This is a genomic window from Cycloclasticus sp. (assembly GCA_040743155.1).
In the GTDB taxonomy this organism is placed as follows: domain Bacteria; phylum Pseudomonadota; class Gammaproteobacteria; order Methylococcales; family Cycloclasticaceae; genus Cycloclasticus.
In genome coordinates this window covers 1,776,161-1,791,690 of sequence record JBFLJU010000001.1, presented here as the reverse complement: position 1 = coordinate 1,791,690, position 15,530 = coordinate 1,776,161, and the positions used below count along the sequence as shown (strand labels likewise).

Sequence of the window (15,530 nt, the reverse complement as noted above, 5' to 3'; positions counted from 1 at the left end):
TGATGCGCAATGAAACATACAATCAACGTTTAGGTTTAGCCCGTTTGGGTTTAGATCAAAACGGTGTGCGGGTGCTCGTTGTGGGGCTGGGCGTTACCGGTTTATCAGTGATTAAGTTTCTTCAGCAGAACTTTATTGAGGTAGCGGTGATCGACAGCCGTGATAACCCACCGAATTTAGACATAATTGAAGAGTCTTTTCGCGATATTGCAGTCTTTACCGGCAGTTTTGATCATGCGGTATTTGATGCCGCAACGCATCTCATCGTCAGCCCTGGTATTAGCCTAGACGAAGCAGAGATTCAAGCGGCGGCGGAGCGTGGCATTCCCGTGTTTGGCGACATTGATGTTTTTGCTGTTTGTGTAGACGCGCCAGTCGCAAGTATTACCGGTTCAAACGGCAAAAGTACCGTCACTACTTTGCTCGGCAATATGGCTGCAAATGCTGATTGGGATGTACGTGTTGGTGGCAACCTTGGGACGCCTGCGCTAGACCTTTTAACGGATAAAACAGCTGATTTGTATGTGTTGGAGCTGTCCAGTTTCCAGCTTGAAAGAACCTCGCAGCTTAAATCGGATGTAGTGACGATATTAAATATTAGTGCCGATCATATGGATCGTTACCGAACTATTGCAGATTATTGTGAAGCGAAAGAACGTATTCTTTTTGGTGATGGCGTGGCTATTTTAAACCGTCAAGATGACATCGTGGCAGCGACCACTTTACCTCTAGGGAGAACGGCTGTTTCGTTTGGCTTGGATCAACCAAAAGCAGGTGACTATGGCATTGCTTCATTGGATAACAATGAATTTATGGCCAAAGGTGATGAGCTGATTATGCCGGTGTCGGCGATAAAAGTTAAAGGAACGCATAATGTTCAAAACGCACTAACGGCTACCGCGATGGCTGATGCGTTAGGTATTCCTCGAGCCGCTCAAAAGAAAGCGTTAACCGAGTTCTCAGGCTTGGCGCATAGGACGCAGTGGGTAGCGGATATCAACGGCGTTACGTGGATAAATGATTCGAAGGCGACTAACCCCGGGGCGTGTTTAGCGGCGCTAGAGGGTTTGACTGCGCCGATTATTCTTATTGCAGGGGGTGACGGCAAAGATGCGGATTTCAGTTTATTGGCCAGTGCTATTCAAGCAAATGTCTCATTCGTTATTTTAATAGGACGCGATGCAAAAAGACTGCAACAAGAAGCGATTGCTTCAACACCTTGTGAGTTTGCTGCCAATATAGAAGCGGCCGTTCAATTGGCGGCTGCACGAGCTACCTCTGGTGATACGGTTTTGTTGTCGCCAGCCTGTGCTTCATTAGATCAATTTGCAAATTATCAGCAACGAGGTGATCGTTTTGTGGCGGCTGTAGAGGCGCTTGAATCATGAGTGTAGTGATGCCTAATCCTAATACGGCCGAATCAGCGTTGCCAGCAAGGCGTACTCGCTATTACCTAGACGGTTGGTTGTTGTTAGCGGCAATGAGTTTATTATCGATCGGTTATGTGATTGTGGTGTCGGCGTCATTACACCTTGGTGATAGAGTGTTTGACAATATTTGGCATTACCCATTTCGTCAGGCAGCACATATTTTGATTGGCTTGTTGATGGCGTTAGTTATGGCCAATATCCCGTTAACCGTATGGGAAAAAACGGGGCCGAGTTTAATTCTGGTTGCCGTTGCTTTACTTGTTCTGGTGTTTATTCCAGGGATCGGTGTGAAAGTAAATGGCAGTTATCGCTGGATTAACTTGGGTGTGGCTCGGTTGCAAGTTTCAGAAATTGTGAAGCTAATTTGTATCTTATATATGGCTGGCTTTTTAACTCGTCACGTAAACGATGTGCGTGAATCGATTAAAGGTTTGGTTCGACCTATGTTGCCATTAGGCGTGGTATTCGGCTTGTTATTGGCCGAACCCGATTTTGGTGCAACTTTTGTGATCGGTTTCAGCGTGATTTGTATGATGTTCTTAGGTGGCGCACGCTTAATTGAGTTTTTGGTACTGGTATTGATAGGAATCGTTTTAGGTGTGATTGCTGTTGGATCATCAGCTTATAGGATGGAGCGTGTGACGGCTTTTATGGACCCTTGGGCTGATCATTTAGGCTCTGGTTTTCAGCTGGTGCAATCGTTAATCGCCATGGGGCGCGGTGAGTGGTTCGGTGTTGGCTTAGGAAGTAGCATTCAAAAGTTATTTTATTTACCAGAAGCGCATACCGATTTTATTTTTGCGGTGTTGGGCGAGGAGCTGGGTTTTGCTGGGTCTTGTAGCGTTATTTTGTTGTTTGGCGTATTGATTTGGCGCGCTTTTCAAATGGGTAAGGCGGCGGAACGATTGAATTTAAGATTCTATTCGCTATTGGCGTATGGCTTAGGTGCTTGGTTAGGTCTTCAGTCTTTTGTGAATATAGCCGTCAATATGGGCGCATTACCAACCAAAGGTTTAACTTTACCGTTAATGAGTTATGGCGGTAGTAGCATGATTATTATGTGCATGGTGGTGGGGCTGTTATGCCGTATTCATCACGAAACACAGAAAGAATATGTGGCGCAATTGAAAGGGAGGTCAGCATGGCAATACGCGTGATGATCATGGCTGGTGGCACGGGCGGGCACGTGTTTCCAGCGTTAGCGGTCGCTAATTATTTGCTTGAGGCTGGACATCAGGTCAGCTGGTTGGGTACCAAAAAAGGTATTGAAGCGCGAGTCGTGCCAGAAGCCGGTATCGCTATTGATTGGTTAAGTGTCTCGGGCTTGCGAGGCAAAGGTGCCATTAGTTTATTGTTGGCACCACTTATGTTGTTAAAGGCTTGCTATCAGGCGTCGGTCATTATCCGTCAACGTCAGCCCGATGTGGTATTGGGGCTGGGTGGTTTTGCGTCAGGGCCGGGTGGTTTAATGAGTTGGTTGCATGGCAGGCCCTTGGTTATTCACGAGCAAAATCGTGTGCCCGGCACGACAAATCGCTTGTTAAAAGGCTTCGCTAAGCGCGTGTTGGAAGCATTTCCTAATAGTTTTGATGAAAAAGTTAAGGCTGTTTTTACAGGTAACCCCGTCAGAAAAGCATTACTTGAGCAGGTAGAAGGTCAAACAAAGAAAGGGACGAATGTGCTAGTGGTCGGTGGCAGTTTAGGCGCGTCGATATTAAATGAGGTTGTACCAAATGCACTTAAAGGTTTGCAAGAAGGGCTGGATTTAAACGTTATTCATCAAGCCGGTAAGACGACGATTGAAACAGCTAAGGAGCAATATAAATTGGCCGATGTAAATGCTGATGTCCGTTCATTTATAAATGACATGAATCAGGCTTACCAATGGGCCGATATAGTGATTTGCAGAGCAGGTGCGATGACGGTTTCAGAATTAGCCATCATGGGTTTGCCTTCTATTTTGGTGCCGCTTCCTCACGCGATTGATGATCATCAAACAAAAAATGCGGCGTATCTTGCCGATGCAGGGGCGGCGGTATTAATGCCTCAGCCATCGTTTACGTCTCAGGCTTTATGCGAAACATTAAAAAGCCTGTTATCTAATAAAAGTAGGTTAACTAAAATGGGCTCGACTGCACGATCATTGGCTAAGCCAGAGGCAACAAAACTTGTCGCAAACGTTTGTTTGGAGGTGGCGCTATGATGCCGGACACACATAAGCATTATTCGGCTCACTTGGGCTTTGGTAAGTTGAAGCGTATTCATTTTATCGGTATTGGCGGTGCTGGCATGAGCGGTATTGCTGAAGTGCTCATCAATCTTGGATACGACGTGTCGGGCTCAGATATTCGCGAGAGTAAGGTGACGCAACGCCTTGTAGCTCAAGGCGCGAGTGTTTATATCGGCCATACTGCGGAAAATATAAAAGGCTGTGATGTTGTGGTCACTTCCACTGCCGTTCAAAAAGACAACGTAGAAGTTGCGGCGGCGAATGAACAACGTATACCGGTTATTCCACGCGCAGAAATGTTGGCTGAACTGATGCGCTTCAGGTTCGGCATTGCGATTGCGGGTACACACGGTAAAACCACCACCACCAGTTTATTAGCCGTACTGATGACAGAGGGACAGCTAGACCCTACCTTTGTGATTGGCGGATTACTAAATAGCGCAGGCACTAATGCGAAATTGGGCGAAAGCCATTATTTGGTGGCGGAAGCCGATGAAAGTGATGCGTCCTTTTTGCACCTTCAGCCGATGATCGCGGTGGTGACGAATATCGATGAAGACCACATGAGTACCTATGGTGGCGACTTTCAGCAAGTTAAAGATGCTTTTAAGTCATTTTTACACCAGTTACCGTTTTATGGCTTAGCGGTGATGTGTGTTGATGATGAGAACATTCGAGAACTATCCCCTTCAATTGGTAAGCCGATTTTAAGTTACGGTATTGAACAAGCGGCTGACTTTCAAGCGCTTGATGTGCAGCAGGAAGGTTTTCGTACGCACTTTAATTTGAAGCGCTTAGGGCAAACTGAGTTGTTGCCGTTAACGTTGAATATGCCGGGTAGACACAATGTGCTGAATGCCTTGGCTGCCATTGCTGTAGCTAGTGAATTAGGCGTGTCTGACGAAGCGATTGCCGCGGGTCTTAATCAATTCAAAGGAGTGGGCCGTCGTTTCCAAGTTAATGGTGAAATAAACTTACCTAATGGCTCTGCTTTACTGCTCGATGATTATGGGCATCATCCACGTGAAGTGATGGCAACAATTGACGCGATCCGTGAGGGTTGGCCAGAAAGGCGCTTGGTGTTGGCTTTTCAGCCGCACCGTTATTCACGAACACACGATTTATTTGAAGACTTCGTAGAGGTGTTAAACAAAGTAGATGTGTTGGTGTTGCTCGATGTGTTTGCTGCAGGTGAAAAACCAATCATTGGCTCAGACGGGCCGGCACTGAGTAAAGCGATTCGCCAGCGCGGAAAATTAATCCCTATTTTTGTCAGAGAGATTGATCAATTAGCGAATATTTTAAAAGACGTATTGCAAGCGGGTGACATTGTGATGACGTCAGGTGCGGGTGATATAGGCGCGGCATCAGCAACATTAGAAGTGCAGTTAAATAGCATGCTTAATTCTAAAGAAGCGACTTAAGGAATAATGCAAGCGATGATGAAAACGACGAACCAACTAACGGGACAATTGATGAAAAGTGAGCTTTTAGCTCGTTATACATCATGGCGCGTGGGTGGTCCGGCGGATAATTTTTATAAGCCAAGCAACATTGAAGATACCCAGCGTTACCTGCAATCACGTCCCACTGATGAGCCTGTTCTTTGGTTGGGGTTGGGCAGTAATGTATTGATTCGTGATGGTGGCGTGCGTGGCTCTGTTATTTACACACGCGGTTGTTTAAAACAGATGCAAGAAACGACCGACGGAATGCTGAAGGTTGATGCGGGTGTGCCGTGTGCTTTAGTGGCCAAATTAGCTGCTGAGAAAGGCCTGTCGGGAGCTGAATTTTTAGCGGGTATTCCCGGTACTATGGGTGGTGCATTGGCGATGAATGCAGGTGCGTTTGGTGGTGAAACGTGGAATTTGGTTAACAAGGTGATCATGATGAATCGTCAAGGTGACTTGACCGAACGCCAATCGAATGAATTTGAGGTGGGTTATCGTTCAGTGTCCGTTGCAGAGGATGAATGGTTTGTTGCGTGTTATTTAGATATTCCAAGCGGCGGTAATGAAGAAAGCAGAGGTAAAATTCGTCAATTACTGGCAAAACGTTCGCAAACACAACCAACTAATATCCCCAGTGGTGGTTCGGTTTTTAAAAACCCGCCAGGTGATCATGCAGCACGTTTAGTTGAAGCGACGGGTTTGAAAGGCTATGCAATAGGCGGCGCACAGGTATCTGAGAAACACTCGAATTTTATATTAAACACCGGTAACGCAACGGCTAAAGATATTGAAAGCCTGATTAACTATGTCAGAGATCAGGTGCAGGAAAAACAGGGTGTTTTATTGGCAACAGAGGTGCGCATTATTGGTGAGGAGTTGACGCAATGAGTACCGTGCAATCAGCCAATCAATTTGGCAAAGTAGCAGTGCTTATGGGCGGCAACGCAGCCGAACGAGAAATTTCCCTATTGAGTGGGCAGGCTGTGTTGACGGCTTTACAAGCTCAGGGTGTGGATGCGGTTAAGTTTGATTTGCAAACTTCGTCCCTAAGTGAGTTGAAAGAAATGCGTATAGATCGCGTTTTCAATATCGTGCATGGGCGCGGTGGTGAAGATGGCCAATTGCAAGGTGCGCTGGAATTACTCGATATTCCATACACGGGAAGCGGTGTGTTGGGCTCGGCGCTAGGAATGGACAAGTTAAGAACGAAACTTTGCTGGTTGGGTGCGGGTATACCAACGCCAGCGTGGATGGAGCTAACATCAGAAGCAGATGTAGAGCGATGCGTACAAAAGCTCGCTTTCCCTGTGATGGTTAAGCCAGCGCTAGAAGGTTCTAGTTTGGGGATGGCCAAAGCTGAAAATATTGAGCAATTACACAAAGCGTACAAACAGGCGTCAACATTTGCTTGCGAGGTGATGGCCGAACAATGGGTCGAAGGTGACGAGTATACGGTTGCGATTTTAGGTGATAGCGCGTTACCAATGATCCGTTTAGAAACGCCGAATGATTTTTATGACTACGCAGCAAAATACGAGGTAAATACCACACAATACCATTGCCCTTGTGGTTTAGATGCTGAGCAAGAGCGTGCATTGCAAGACTTGTCGATTAAAGCATTCAAAATATTAGGCGGTAGTGGTTGGGGTAGGGTCGACTTCATGTTGGATCAAATGGGCGTGCCGCAATTACTGGAAATAAACACTGTGCCGGGGATGACTGATCATAGCTTGGTGCCAATGGCTGCAAAGCAAGCGGGTATCGATTTTAATGCATTGGTTTGGGGTATTTTAGAGACCAGTTTTGATAACATGGCGGTGCTGAAATGAAAGACCTGAGCAGCATCTTCATTGAGCACTCAAGACCGTGGGTAAAAAGTGCTTTTCTGTTGCTACTGGTGGCATGTGCTTGCTGGCAGTTAATGGCGTGGTTAGAAAAACCCACCACGATGCCGATTAAACACGTGCGTATTGAAGGTGCGTTGAATTATATAACGCATGATGAAATATCACAGTCGTTATCCCAGTTGGTGCAGACGGGGTATTTTGCAATGGACGCTGATGCCATTATTAAAAATGTAACCGCAATAGAGTGGGTGGAAAAAGCACGCGTAAGACGTGTTTGGCCGGATATGATGGTGTTGTCTTTGCAAGAGCAGCAGCCAGTCGCAGTGTGGAATGAAACGGCGTTATTGAACCCACAAGGTGAGGTGTTTCAACCCGTGTTTGATGCCGCGTTACTAAAGCTGCCTCATTTATCAGGCATTACTAGCGACAGTAAAAAACTACTGGCAGAACAAGAAAAAATAGACCGCTCTATCGAGAGTATCGGCGTTTCAATTAAACGGCTTGCTTTAGCGGAACATGGCAGTTGGTCGGCAGTGATGAGTAACGGCGTAAAGATTAAAGCAGGCAATCAACGACCCGATCAAAAAATAAGTAAATCGTTAATGCTTTTAGCATCACTTGACGGCGACTTGATAGAGCACATTGAGTTGATAGATTTGCGTTACCCAAATGGCATGGCCGTGACCTGGAGAAGCGGGTATGAGTTTAATGAATTGGGTGTGAAAACAGCGGTTATAGCAATGAACAAGGATTGGCCAAATAAAGGCTAGGAACGATGAAGAAAAATAGTGATAAAAATTTAATTGTTGGTTTAGATATCGGAACATCGAAGGTAGCGGCGATTGTCGGCGAAATAACGCCGGATGGCACGATTGATGTGATTGGTATTGGGACTAACAGTTCACGAGGATTGAAAAAAGGCGTCGTGGTCAATCTCGAGTCTACCGTGCATTCGATCCAGCGCGCTATTGAAGAAGCTGAGTTGATGGCGGGTTGCCAAATTAACTCCGTATTTGTTGGTATTGCTGGGAGTCATATCAGCAGCTTGAACTCCAGCGGTGTTGTCGGAATTAAAGAAAGTGAAGTGATTCAGTCGGATATTGAGCGGGTGATTGATGCTGCTAGGGCGGTGGTTATTCCTGCGGATCAAAAAATACTGCATATTATGCCGCAAGAATTCATTATTGATGGGCAAGAAGGGATCAAAGAACCAGTGGGAATGGCTGGTATTAGACTTGAGGCAAAAGTGCATATCGTGACCGGTGCGGTTAGTGCGGCTCAGAACATTATTAAGTGTGTGCGTCGCTGCGGCTTGGAAGTAGACGATATTATTTTGGAGCAATTAGCATCGAGCAGTTCTGTGTTAACAGATGATGAGAAAGAGTTGGGTGTTTGCTTGGTTGATATTGGCGGTGGAACCACAGACATCGCCGTATTTTGCGATGGGTTTATACGCCATACCGCAGTGATCCCAATTGCCGGTGATCAAGTGACCAATGATATTGCCGTGGCGCTTCGGACGCCGACACAACACGCAGATGAAATTAAGTTGAAGTACGCCTGTGCGCTGACTCAGCTGGTGCAAGATGATGAAATGATCGATGTGCCAAGTATTGGTGACCGTCCAACGCGAAAAATATCACGCGGTAATTTGGCAGAAATAATTGAGCCACGTTATGAAGAACTCATGATGTTAGTGCAAGCCGAGCTAAGGCGCTCGGGTTATGAAGATATTGTTGCCGCAGGCATCGTATTGACGGGCGGTAGTGCAAAAGTTGAAGGTTTGGTTGAGCTGGCAGAAGAGGTATTTCATATGCCAGTTCGTTTGGGTTATCCACAGTATGTGTCTGGCTTGAGTGACGTGGTGCGAAACCCAATTTATGCCACGGGTGTGGGCTTGTTGTTATTTGGCCAGCAAAATACTGTGGCAAGTAGTAGCGAAATGAAGAATGGTTTTGAAGCGATGTGGGAAAAAATGAAAAGCTGGTTTCAGGGTAATTTTTAACGTTAAGAATTTATTAAGATTTAAGTAATAGACAAACAATATAGGGGAATAACATGTTCGAATTAATGGATGCACACACACAAAATGCGGTAATTAAAGTAATTGGCGTTGGCGGTGGAGGTGGCAATGCCGTTAACCATATGGTGAGTAGCGAAATAGATGGGGTTGAGTTCATCTGTGCGAACACCGATGCACAAGCACTAAAAAACACGCCGGTCAAAACTGTTTTGCAGTTAGGGCATAACAGCACAAAGGGTCTGGGCGCAGGTGCTAACCCAGAAGTGGGGCGTCAAGCAGCAATTGAAGATAGAGAGCGAATACAAGAAGTGATCGCAGGCTCAGATATGGTGTTTATCACAGCCGGTATGGGCGGTGGAACGGGCACAGGTGCGGCGCCGATAGTCGCTGAAATAGCAAAAGAAATGGGCATTTTAACGGTGGCCGTTGTTACTAAACCATTCCCGTTCGAAGGCAAGAAAAGAATGCTATTAGCGGAAAATGGGATTGAGGAGTTGGCGCTACATGTTGATTCGTTGATAACGATTCCAAATGAAAAGCTGTTGCACGTATTGGGTAAAGAAATGAGCTTGCTCAACGCGTTTAAAGCAGCCAATGACGTGTTGCTCGGCGCAGTTCAGGGCATTGCAGAATTGATTACTTGCCCAGGCTTGATCAACGTCGATTTCGCCGATGTTAGGACGGTAATGTCAGAGATGGGTGATGCGATGATGGGTACTGGTACGGCTAGCGGCGAGTCAAGAGCCCGAGATGCAGCGGAAGCTGCGATTCATAGTCCATTGTTAGAAGATATTAATGTACAAGGTGCTCGTGGTATCTTGGTTAATATTACGGCCGGTCTAGATATGTCTATTGGTGAGTTTGAAGAAGTGGGTCAGGCAATTAGAGACTTTGCTTCAGACGATGCAAATGTAGTTGTCGGCACGGTTATTGATCCGGATTTATCAGATGAAATGCGCGTAACAGTGGTTGCGACAGGTTTAGGCGGGAAAGTTGCTGCGGTTGAACCAACGCCGATTGTTCAAGTGAAAAGAGAGCCAATTAAAGTGGCCGAACTAAATGAAGAAGACCTTGATATTCCGACGATTATGCGCGACAAAAAATCTGCTGTTGCGTCACAAAAAACAGCTAGCTTAGATAATACATTAGATCCGTCATACCTAGATATACCCGCATTTTTAAGAAGACAAGCGGACTAGTCTGCTAATCAATACCGCCACCAGAAAGGGTGTTTTCTAGTGGCGGTAAAAGGGCAGTCGGTATTATTTAGATGTGGTTGCTTTTTCGTTAAAATGCAAAATGTGTTAATATCCCGAAAAAATAATACTAAAAATAAATTCGTTATCTGCTTGGGAGTCTTAAATGATTAAACAACGAACGCTGAAAAATGTGATTCGTGCCACTGGTGTTGGTTTACATAGTGGCGAAAAGGTTTATCTAACGTTACGTCCTGCTGGCATTGATGCAGGTATTGTTTTTCGTCGGGTCGACTTTGACGAACCCGTTGTTATTCCTGCAAAAGCTGAAAATGTGGGAGATACCCAGCTATCAACAACGCTTATTCAAGGCGGGGTCAGGGTGTCTACTGTAGAACACTTGCTGTCAGCTATTGCGGGTTTAGGCATCGATAATATTTATATTGATTTGAGTGCTGCCGAAGTGCCGATTATGGACGGTAGCGCGGGCCCATTTGTTTTTCTACTGCAATCTGCAGGAATAGAAGAGCAGCATGCTGCAAAACGTTATATCCGCATTAAAAAAGAAGTTCGCGTCGAAGACGGTGACAAGTGGGCAAGCTTTGTGCCATTTGAAGGATTTAAAGTTGGTTTTAGCATTGAGTTTGACCACCCTGTCTTCAAGTCTCGGGTACAAGAAGCCACCATTGATTTTTCTTCAACCTCTTTCGTTAAAGAAATTAGTCGCGCAAGAACCTTTGGTTTTATGAAAGATATTGAAATGCTGCGTCAACGTAACCTTGCGTTAGGCGGTAGTATGGATAACGCAATTGTTGTCGATGACTTTAGAGTGTTGAACGAAGATGGCCTGCGTTACGAAGATGAATTTGTAAAACATAAGATTTTGGATGCTATCGGCGACTTGTATTTATTAGGCCACAGTTTAATCGGTGAATTCCATGGTCACAAATCCGGCCATGAATTGAATAATAAATTGTTGAGAGAGCTACTAATCCAACCAGAAGCTTGGGAAGAAGTCACCTTTGACGACAACGACGAATTTCCTATTTCGTATATGGAACCGTTACCGGCATCAGTTTAAGAAGATAGCTTGTTTTTTTTTAGTGTCTTAATGAGCTTGCTCATAGAGATGCTGAGACTATCGGTTGGCTTGGATTGATTGGCTTCAGAAAGGAGCCTAAGGGCATTAGCGGATGGTGATTTAGGCAAGAGGTCGCTTTTTACCGTGTGCTTGGCTAACACCTTAATCTTTAAAGTATGGACTCGTTCTCCGAAGTGCTCAAAGAGAGCCTTTAGAATGGTTTGACGCAAATACAATAACTTAGATGCCCAAACAGAAGAGTCAGTGAATAGAGTAATGTTGTTTTTATTCGCGGTAATATGTATGCAGTGTGTAGCTAAATCAGTGGTTAAGCATGCTTGGACTACCTGAAGAAGCCGTCGTTGTTGGTTTAGATTCTGCTGAATATACTGCAAGCCATTCAACGGTAGATTTTTATTTTTGAATGGTTGTTTAAACATAACGTTATTAAGCTTAAAAAGAAGAATATGCAAATTATACTGTTAACAAAAGGCAAAAAGAAAACGATCAGTTTTTCAGACCGCCAAAAAAAGGCAATAGCCGTTTTAATCGGTGGCTTTACGTTGTCTTTAGCAGGGTATTTATTTCTCCCCAATACCGATGAGTCGGTATTGGCAAGCCAATCAAACAGCGTGAATCAAGAATTACTGGCTCAGCGTGCTGAACTTGAGCGGATACGCGAAAAAACTAGAAACACCCTAGACAGCATTGCATTACGTGTTGGGCAAATGCAAGCTCAGCTCACTAGACTGAATGCAGTGGGTGAACATTTGGCCAAAAAAGCAAAACTTAATTCTCCAGAGTTTAACTTTGATGAGTTACCTGCAATAGGCAGTGCTGAGGTTGAGGGTTCATTAGAGAGTTTTACAGAAAGTCAGCTATTGCATGATATTCAAGTGCTTGATGATCAGTTCTCATTGCGTGAGAAACAATTGAAATTACTCGGTACCTTTTCGGCTAATAAACGACTTTCAAAAGAAGTGCGTCCTGCTGGGTTACCGGTTCAGAAAGGTTGGCTATCGTCGTATTACGGTTACCGAGCCGATCCTTTTAGCGGTAAGAGGAAGTTCCACCATGGCGTTGATATTGCGGGTAAAGATGGTACCAACGTATTGGCAGCAGCGTCAGGCATGGTGACGTGGGCTGGGAAGAGTGGCGGCTATGGTAATCTAGTGGAGGTTGACCACGGCTCAGGTTATGTCACACGTTATGGGCACAATAAAGAAATCGTTGTTAAAACCGGCGACCTCGTTAAGCAAAATGATGTGATCGCCAAAATGGGGTCAACAGGTCGTTCAACAGGGCCTCATGTGCACTTTGAAGTCTTACGTCACGGTAAGAAAGTAAACCCCCGTAAGTACCTATACAGCTCTCGATAAGCCAATACATCAACCGTCCTAACTAATTCCTTATTGCGATTGATCTATCGCAATGCATCAAACTCCTAAGGGTGTAAAAATCACGCTTACTAGGGTTATATGCGGTATCATTTGCGCTTTCGTTTTACACTAAAATTTATCTGCAATGATCTCAAATATCGTAAAGAAAGTTTTTGGCAGTCGAAATGACCGATTTGTCAAAACAAAGCAAAAAACTGTTAAAAAAATTAACGAAATCGAAGAGTCAATTAAGGCACTAGATGATGACGCGTTAAAAGCCAAGACAGAAGAGTTTAGAGGTCGGCTTACAAACGGTGAAACACTTGAATCGTTAATAACAGAAGCATTTGCGGTAGTAAGAGAAGCCGGCATACGTTCGTTAGGCATGCGTCACTTTGATGTCCAATTGATTGGCGGCATGGTGCTAAACGATGGGCGCATCGCCGAGATGAAAACGGGTGAAGGGAAAACCTTAGTTGCAACGCTATCGGCCTATTTAAATGCGCTGCCAGGAAAAGGCGTTCACATGGTGACAGTGAATGATTACTTGGCTGAGCGTGACTCAGAATGGATGGGCCAGTTATTTGAATTCTTAGGCATGACAACGGGTGTGATTGTTAATGTAATGAGCCCCGAGCAACGTCGTGAGGCCTACGCCGCAGATATTACTTACGGCACGAATAACGAGTTCGGCTTCGACTACCTTCGTGACAATATGGCGTTTGGCGTTGAAGATAAAGTTCAGCGCGAACTCAATTACGCGATTGTGGATGAGGTTGATTCGATTCTTATTGATGAGGCCAGAACGCCGCTCATTATTTCAGGGCCGACAGACGATAAAAGCGAGTTATACATAAAGCTTAATGACTTAGTTAAAGATTTAACACAGGAAGTTGAAGGGCAAGAGGGTGGTGAGTACACGGTCGATGAGAAGTCAAAGCAAGCCTTTTTAACAGAGCTAGGGCATGAAAAAATCGAAGAATTGCTCACTAATAGTGGTCTATTAAGTGAGCACGAGAGCTTATACGATGCCTCTAACATTGGATTGATGCACCATGTTTATGCTGCATTACGTGCGAGTTCCTTGTATCAAAAAGACGTTGATTACATTATCCAAAACGGACAAGTGGTTATTGTTGATGAGTTTACAGGGCGAACGATGCCTGGCAGACGTTGGGGTGAAGGCCTGCACCAAGCGGTCGAAGCGAAAGAAAATGTAAAGATCCAAAGTGAAAACCAAACGATGGCGTCCATTACATTCCAGAACTTTTTTAGAATGTATAACAAACTATCGGGGATGACCGGTACAGCCGATACCGAAGCGTTCGAATTTCAACAAATTTATGGCTTAGAAGTTATTGTCATTCCAACCCATCGTGATATGGCGCGAGACGATGCTGGCGACCTTGTGTATTTAACGGCAGAAGAAAAGTACGAAGCCGTTATTGATGATATCGAAGACTGTTTTAAACGTAAGCAGCCTGTTTTGGTCGGTACAACGTCGATTGAAGTGTCGGAGCATCTCTCATCGAGTTTGAATAAAAAGAAAGTACCTCACGAAGTGTTGAATGCTAAACAGCATGAGCGTGAGGCTCAAATTATTGCGAATGCCGGTGCTTTAGGCTCTGTCACCATTGCAACTAATATGGCGGGTCGTGGCACGGATATCGTGTTAGGTGGTAAGAAAGATGAAAGTGAGGCATCGGCCGATTGGGAAGACAAGCATCAGGCTGTATTAGATGTTGGCGGCCTACGTGTTATTGGTACAGAGCGCCACGAATCACGCCGTATCGATAACCAGCTCAGAGGTCGTTCAGGACGTCAAGGCGATCCTGGTGCCAGTCGTTTTTATCTATCGTTAGAAGATAGTTTGATGCGGATTTTTGCCTCTGAGCGTGTGTCAGGTTTAATGCAGAAACTCGGTTTAGAAAAGGGTGAGTCTATCGAACACCCTTGGGTCAGCAAGGCGATTGAGAATGCACAAAGAAAAGTAGAAGGGCATAACTTCGATATTCGTAAGCAGTTGCTTCAATACGACGATGTTGCAAATGATCAGCGTAAAGTGATCTATGAGCAGCGCAACGAAATTATGGAAGCGTCTAATATTGCCGACACGATTGTGTCAATTCGTGACGATGTTGTTACTGATTTAATCGATCAGTATATTCCGTTGCAGTCAGTGGAAGAACAATGGGACTTAACTGGTTTGCAAACGGCACTTGAAGATGAGTTTTACTGCAAACTTAATATTAAAGAACAGTTGGATGAAGATGAGAGTTTGCACGAAGAAAGTTTGCGTGAATTAATATCAAAGTCCATTAATGAAGATTATGCGAAAAAAGAGATCTTAGCTGGCGCTGAAGTGCTTAGACATTTTGAAAAATCCGTTATGTTACAAACGCTTGATTCAATGTGGAGAGAGCACCTAGGTGCAATGGATCATTTGAGACAAGGGATTCATCTTCGGGGCTATGCGCAAAAAGACCCTAAGCAAGAATATAAACGTGAAGCTTTTGAGTTGTTTACGGCCATGCTAGACACATTAAAACGTGAAGTGGTTATGTTGGTAACTAAAGTGCAAGTTCGAGCTGAAGAGGATGTTCAAGCTGTTGAGCAGCAACGCCGTATTCAGCAAAAAATGGAATTTAAACACGCAGATGTCAATGCGCTTGAGGGTGAATCTGAGGCGGAGGCCGCTGAAAAAGGTCAGCCGTTTCAACGCACAGATAAAAAAGTTGGCCGCAATGAACCGTGTCCATGTGGTTCAGGTAAGAAATTTAAGCAGTGTCACGGCAAGCTATAAGCTTGAATTAAACAGGGATTCTACCTCCCGTTTTGATGGAACCTGTGACAATGAAGATAACGCCCTTTGGGTATAAAAGACTGTTAGGAG

13 protein-coding genes are annotated in these 15,530 nt (G+C 44.9%); 12 read left to right on the top strand and 1 reads right to left on the bottom strand.

The window, feature by feature from the left end; translation table 11 throughout:
• The first annotated feature begins 2 nt into the window (after positions 1-2).
• The 10 genes from murD to lpxC all read left to right on the top strand — a co-directional run bounded on the left by murD (position 3) and on the right by lpxC (position 11,258).
• A complete protein-coding gene (murD, locus tag AB1Y31_08635) occupies positions 3-1,388 on the top strand; it encodes a UDP-N-acetylmuramoyl-L-alanine--D-glutamate ligase (GenBank protein ID MEW4983235.1) in 1,386 nt (461 codons plus the stop codon).
• The gene (gene ftsW, locus AB1Y31_08630) at positions 1,385-2,587 is read left to right on the top strand and encodes a putative lipid II flippase FtsW (protein ID MEW4983234.1); all 1,203 of its coding nucleotides are present in this window, start codon (positions 1,385-1,387) and stop codon (positions 2,585-2,587) included. Before murD ends, ftsW begins: the two co-directional genes overlap by 4 nt.
• Positions 2,572-3,633: an undecaprenyldiphospho-muramoylpentapeptide beta-N-acetylglucosaminyltransferase gene (gene murG, locus AB1Y31_08625; protein MEW4983233.1), complete on the top strand. Its 1,062-nt coding sequence runs from the start codon at positions 2,572-2,574 to the stop codon at positions 3,631-3,633. Before ftsW ends, murG begins: the two co-directional genes overlap by 16 nt.
• Positions 3,630-5,084: a UDP-N-acetylmuramate--L-alanine ligase gene (gene murC / locus AB1Y31_08620; GenBank protein ID MEW4983232.1), complete on the top strand. Its 1,455-nt coding sequence runs from the start codon at positions 3,630-3,632 to the stop codon at positions 5,082-5,084. The genes murG and murC overlap by 4 nt, the downstream gene beginning before the upstream one ends.
• Before the next feature lie 15 nt (positions 5,085-5,099).
• Positions 5,100-5,999 (top strand): UDP-N-acetylmuramate dehydrogenase, encoded by a 900-nt coding sequence (gene murB, locus AB1Y31_08615; GenBank protein MEW4983231.1) that lies wholly within the window; start codon positions 5,100-5,102, stop codon positions 5,997-5,999.
• Complete coding sequence (locus tag AB1Y31_08610; protein MEW4983230.1) at positions 5,996-6,940, top strand: D-alanine--D-alanine ligase; 945 nt, start codon at positions 5,996-5,998, stop codon at positions 6,938-6,940. The genes murB and AB1Y31_08610 overlap by 4 nt, the downstream gene beginning before the upstream one ends.
• Positions 6,937-7,728, top strand: coding sequence for a cell division protein FtsQ/DivIB (locus AB1Y31_08605; protein MEW4983229.1), 792 nt, complete (start codon positions 6,937-6,939; stop codon positions 7,726-7,728). Before AB1Y31_08610 ends, AB1Y31_08605 begins: the two co-directional genes overlap by 4 nt.
• 5 nt (positions 7,729-7,733) lie before the next feature.
• Positions 7,734-8,963 carry a cell division protein FtsA gene (ftsA, locus tag AB1Y31_08600; protein ID MEW4983228.1) on the top strand — a complete coding sequence of 410 codons (1,230 nt, stop codon included), beginning with the start codon at positions 7,734-7,736 and terminating at the stop codon, positions 8,961-8,963.
• Positions 8,964-9,016: 53 nt separating this feature from the next.
• Positions 9,017-10,180 (top strand): cell division protein FtsZ, encoded by a 1,164-nt coding sequence (gene ftsZ / locus AB1Y31_08595; protein MEW4983227.1) that lies wholly within the window; start codon positions 9,017-9,019, stop codon positions 10,178-10,180.
• Between the two features lie 163 nt (positions 10,181-10,343).
• Entirely contained in the window at positions 10,344-11,258 is a 915-nt protein-coding gene (gene lpxC / locus AB1Y31_08590; GenBank protein ID MEW4983226.1) for a UDP-3-O-acyl-N-acetylglucosamine deacetylase, read from the top strand.
• Here lpxC and AB1Y31_08585 read toward each other — a convergent pair.
• A complete protein-coding gene (locus AB1Y31_08585) occupies positions 11,255-11,698 on the bottom strand; it encodes a DciA family protein (GenBank protein ID MEW4983225.1) in 444 nt (147 codons plus the stop codon). The genes lpxC and AB1Y31_08585 overlap by 4 nt on opposite strands.
• 27 nt (positions 11,699-11,725) lie before the next feature.
• Here AB1Y31_08585 and AB1Y31_08580 point away from each other — a divergent pair, with 27 nt between their 5' ends.
• Positions 11,726-12,637: a M23 family metallopeptidase gene (locus AB1Y31_08580; GenBank protein ID MEW4983224.1), complete on the top strand. Its 912-nt coding sequence runs from the start codon at positions 11,726-11,728 to the stop codon at positions 12,635-12,637.
• Positions 12,638-12,782: 145 nt separating this feature from the next.
• Positions 12,783-15,440 (top strand): preprotein translocase subunit SecA, encoded by a 2,658-nt coding sequence (gene secA / locus AB1Y31_08575; GenBank protein MEW4983223.1) that lies wholly within the window; start codon positions 12,783-12,785, stop codon positions 15,438-15,440.
• The last annotated feature ends 90 nt before the right edge of the window (positions 15,441-15,530 follow it).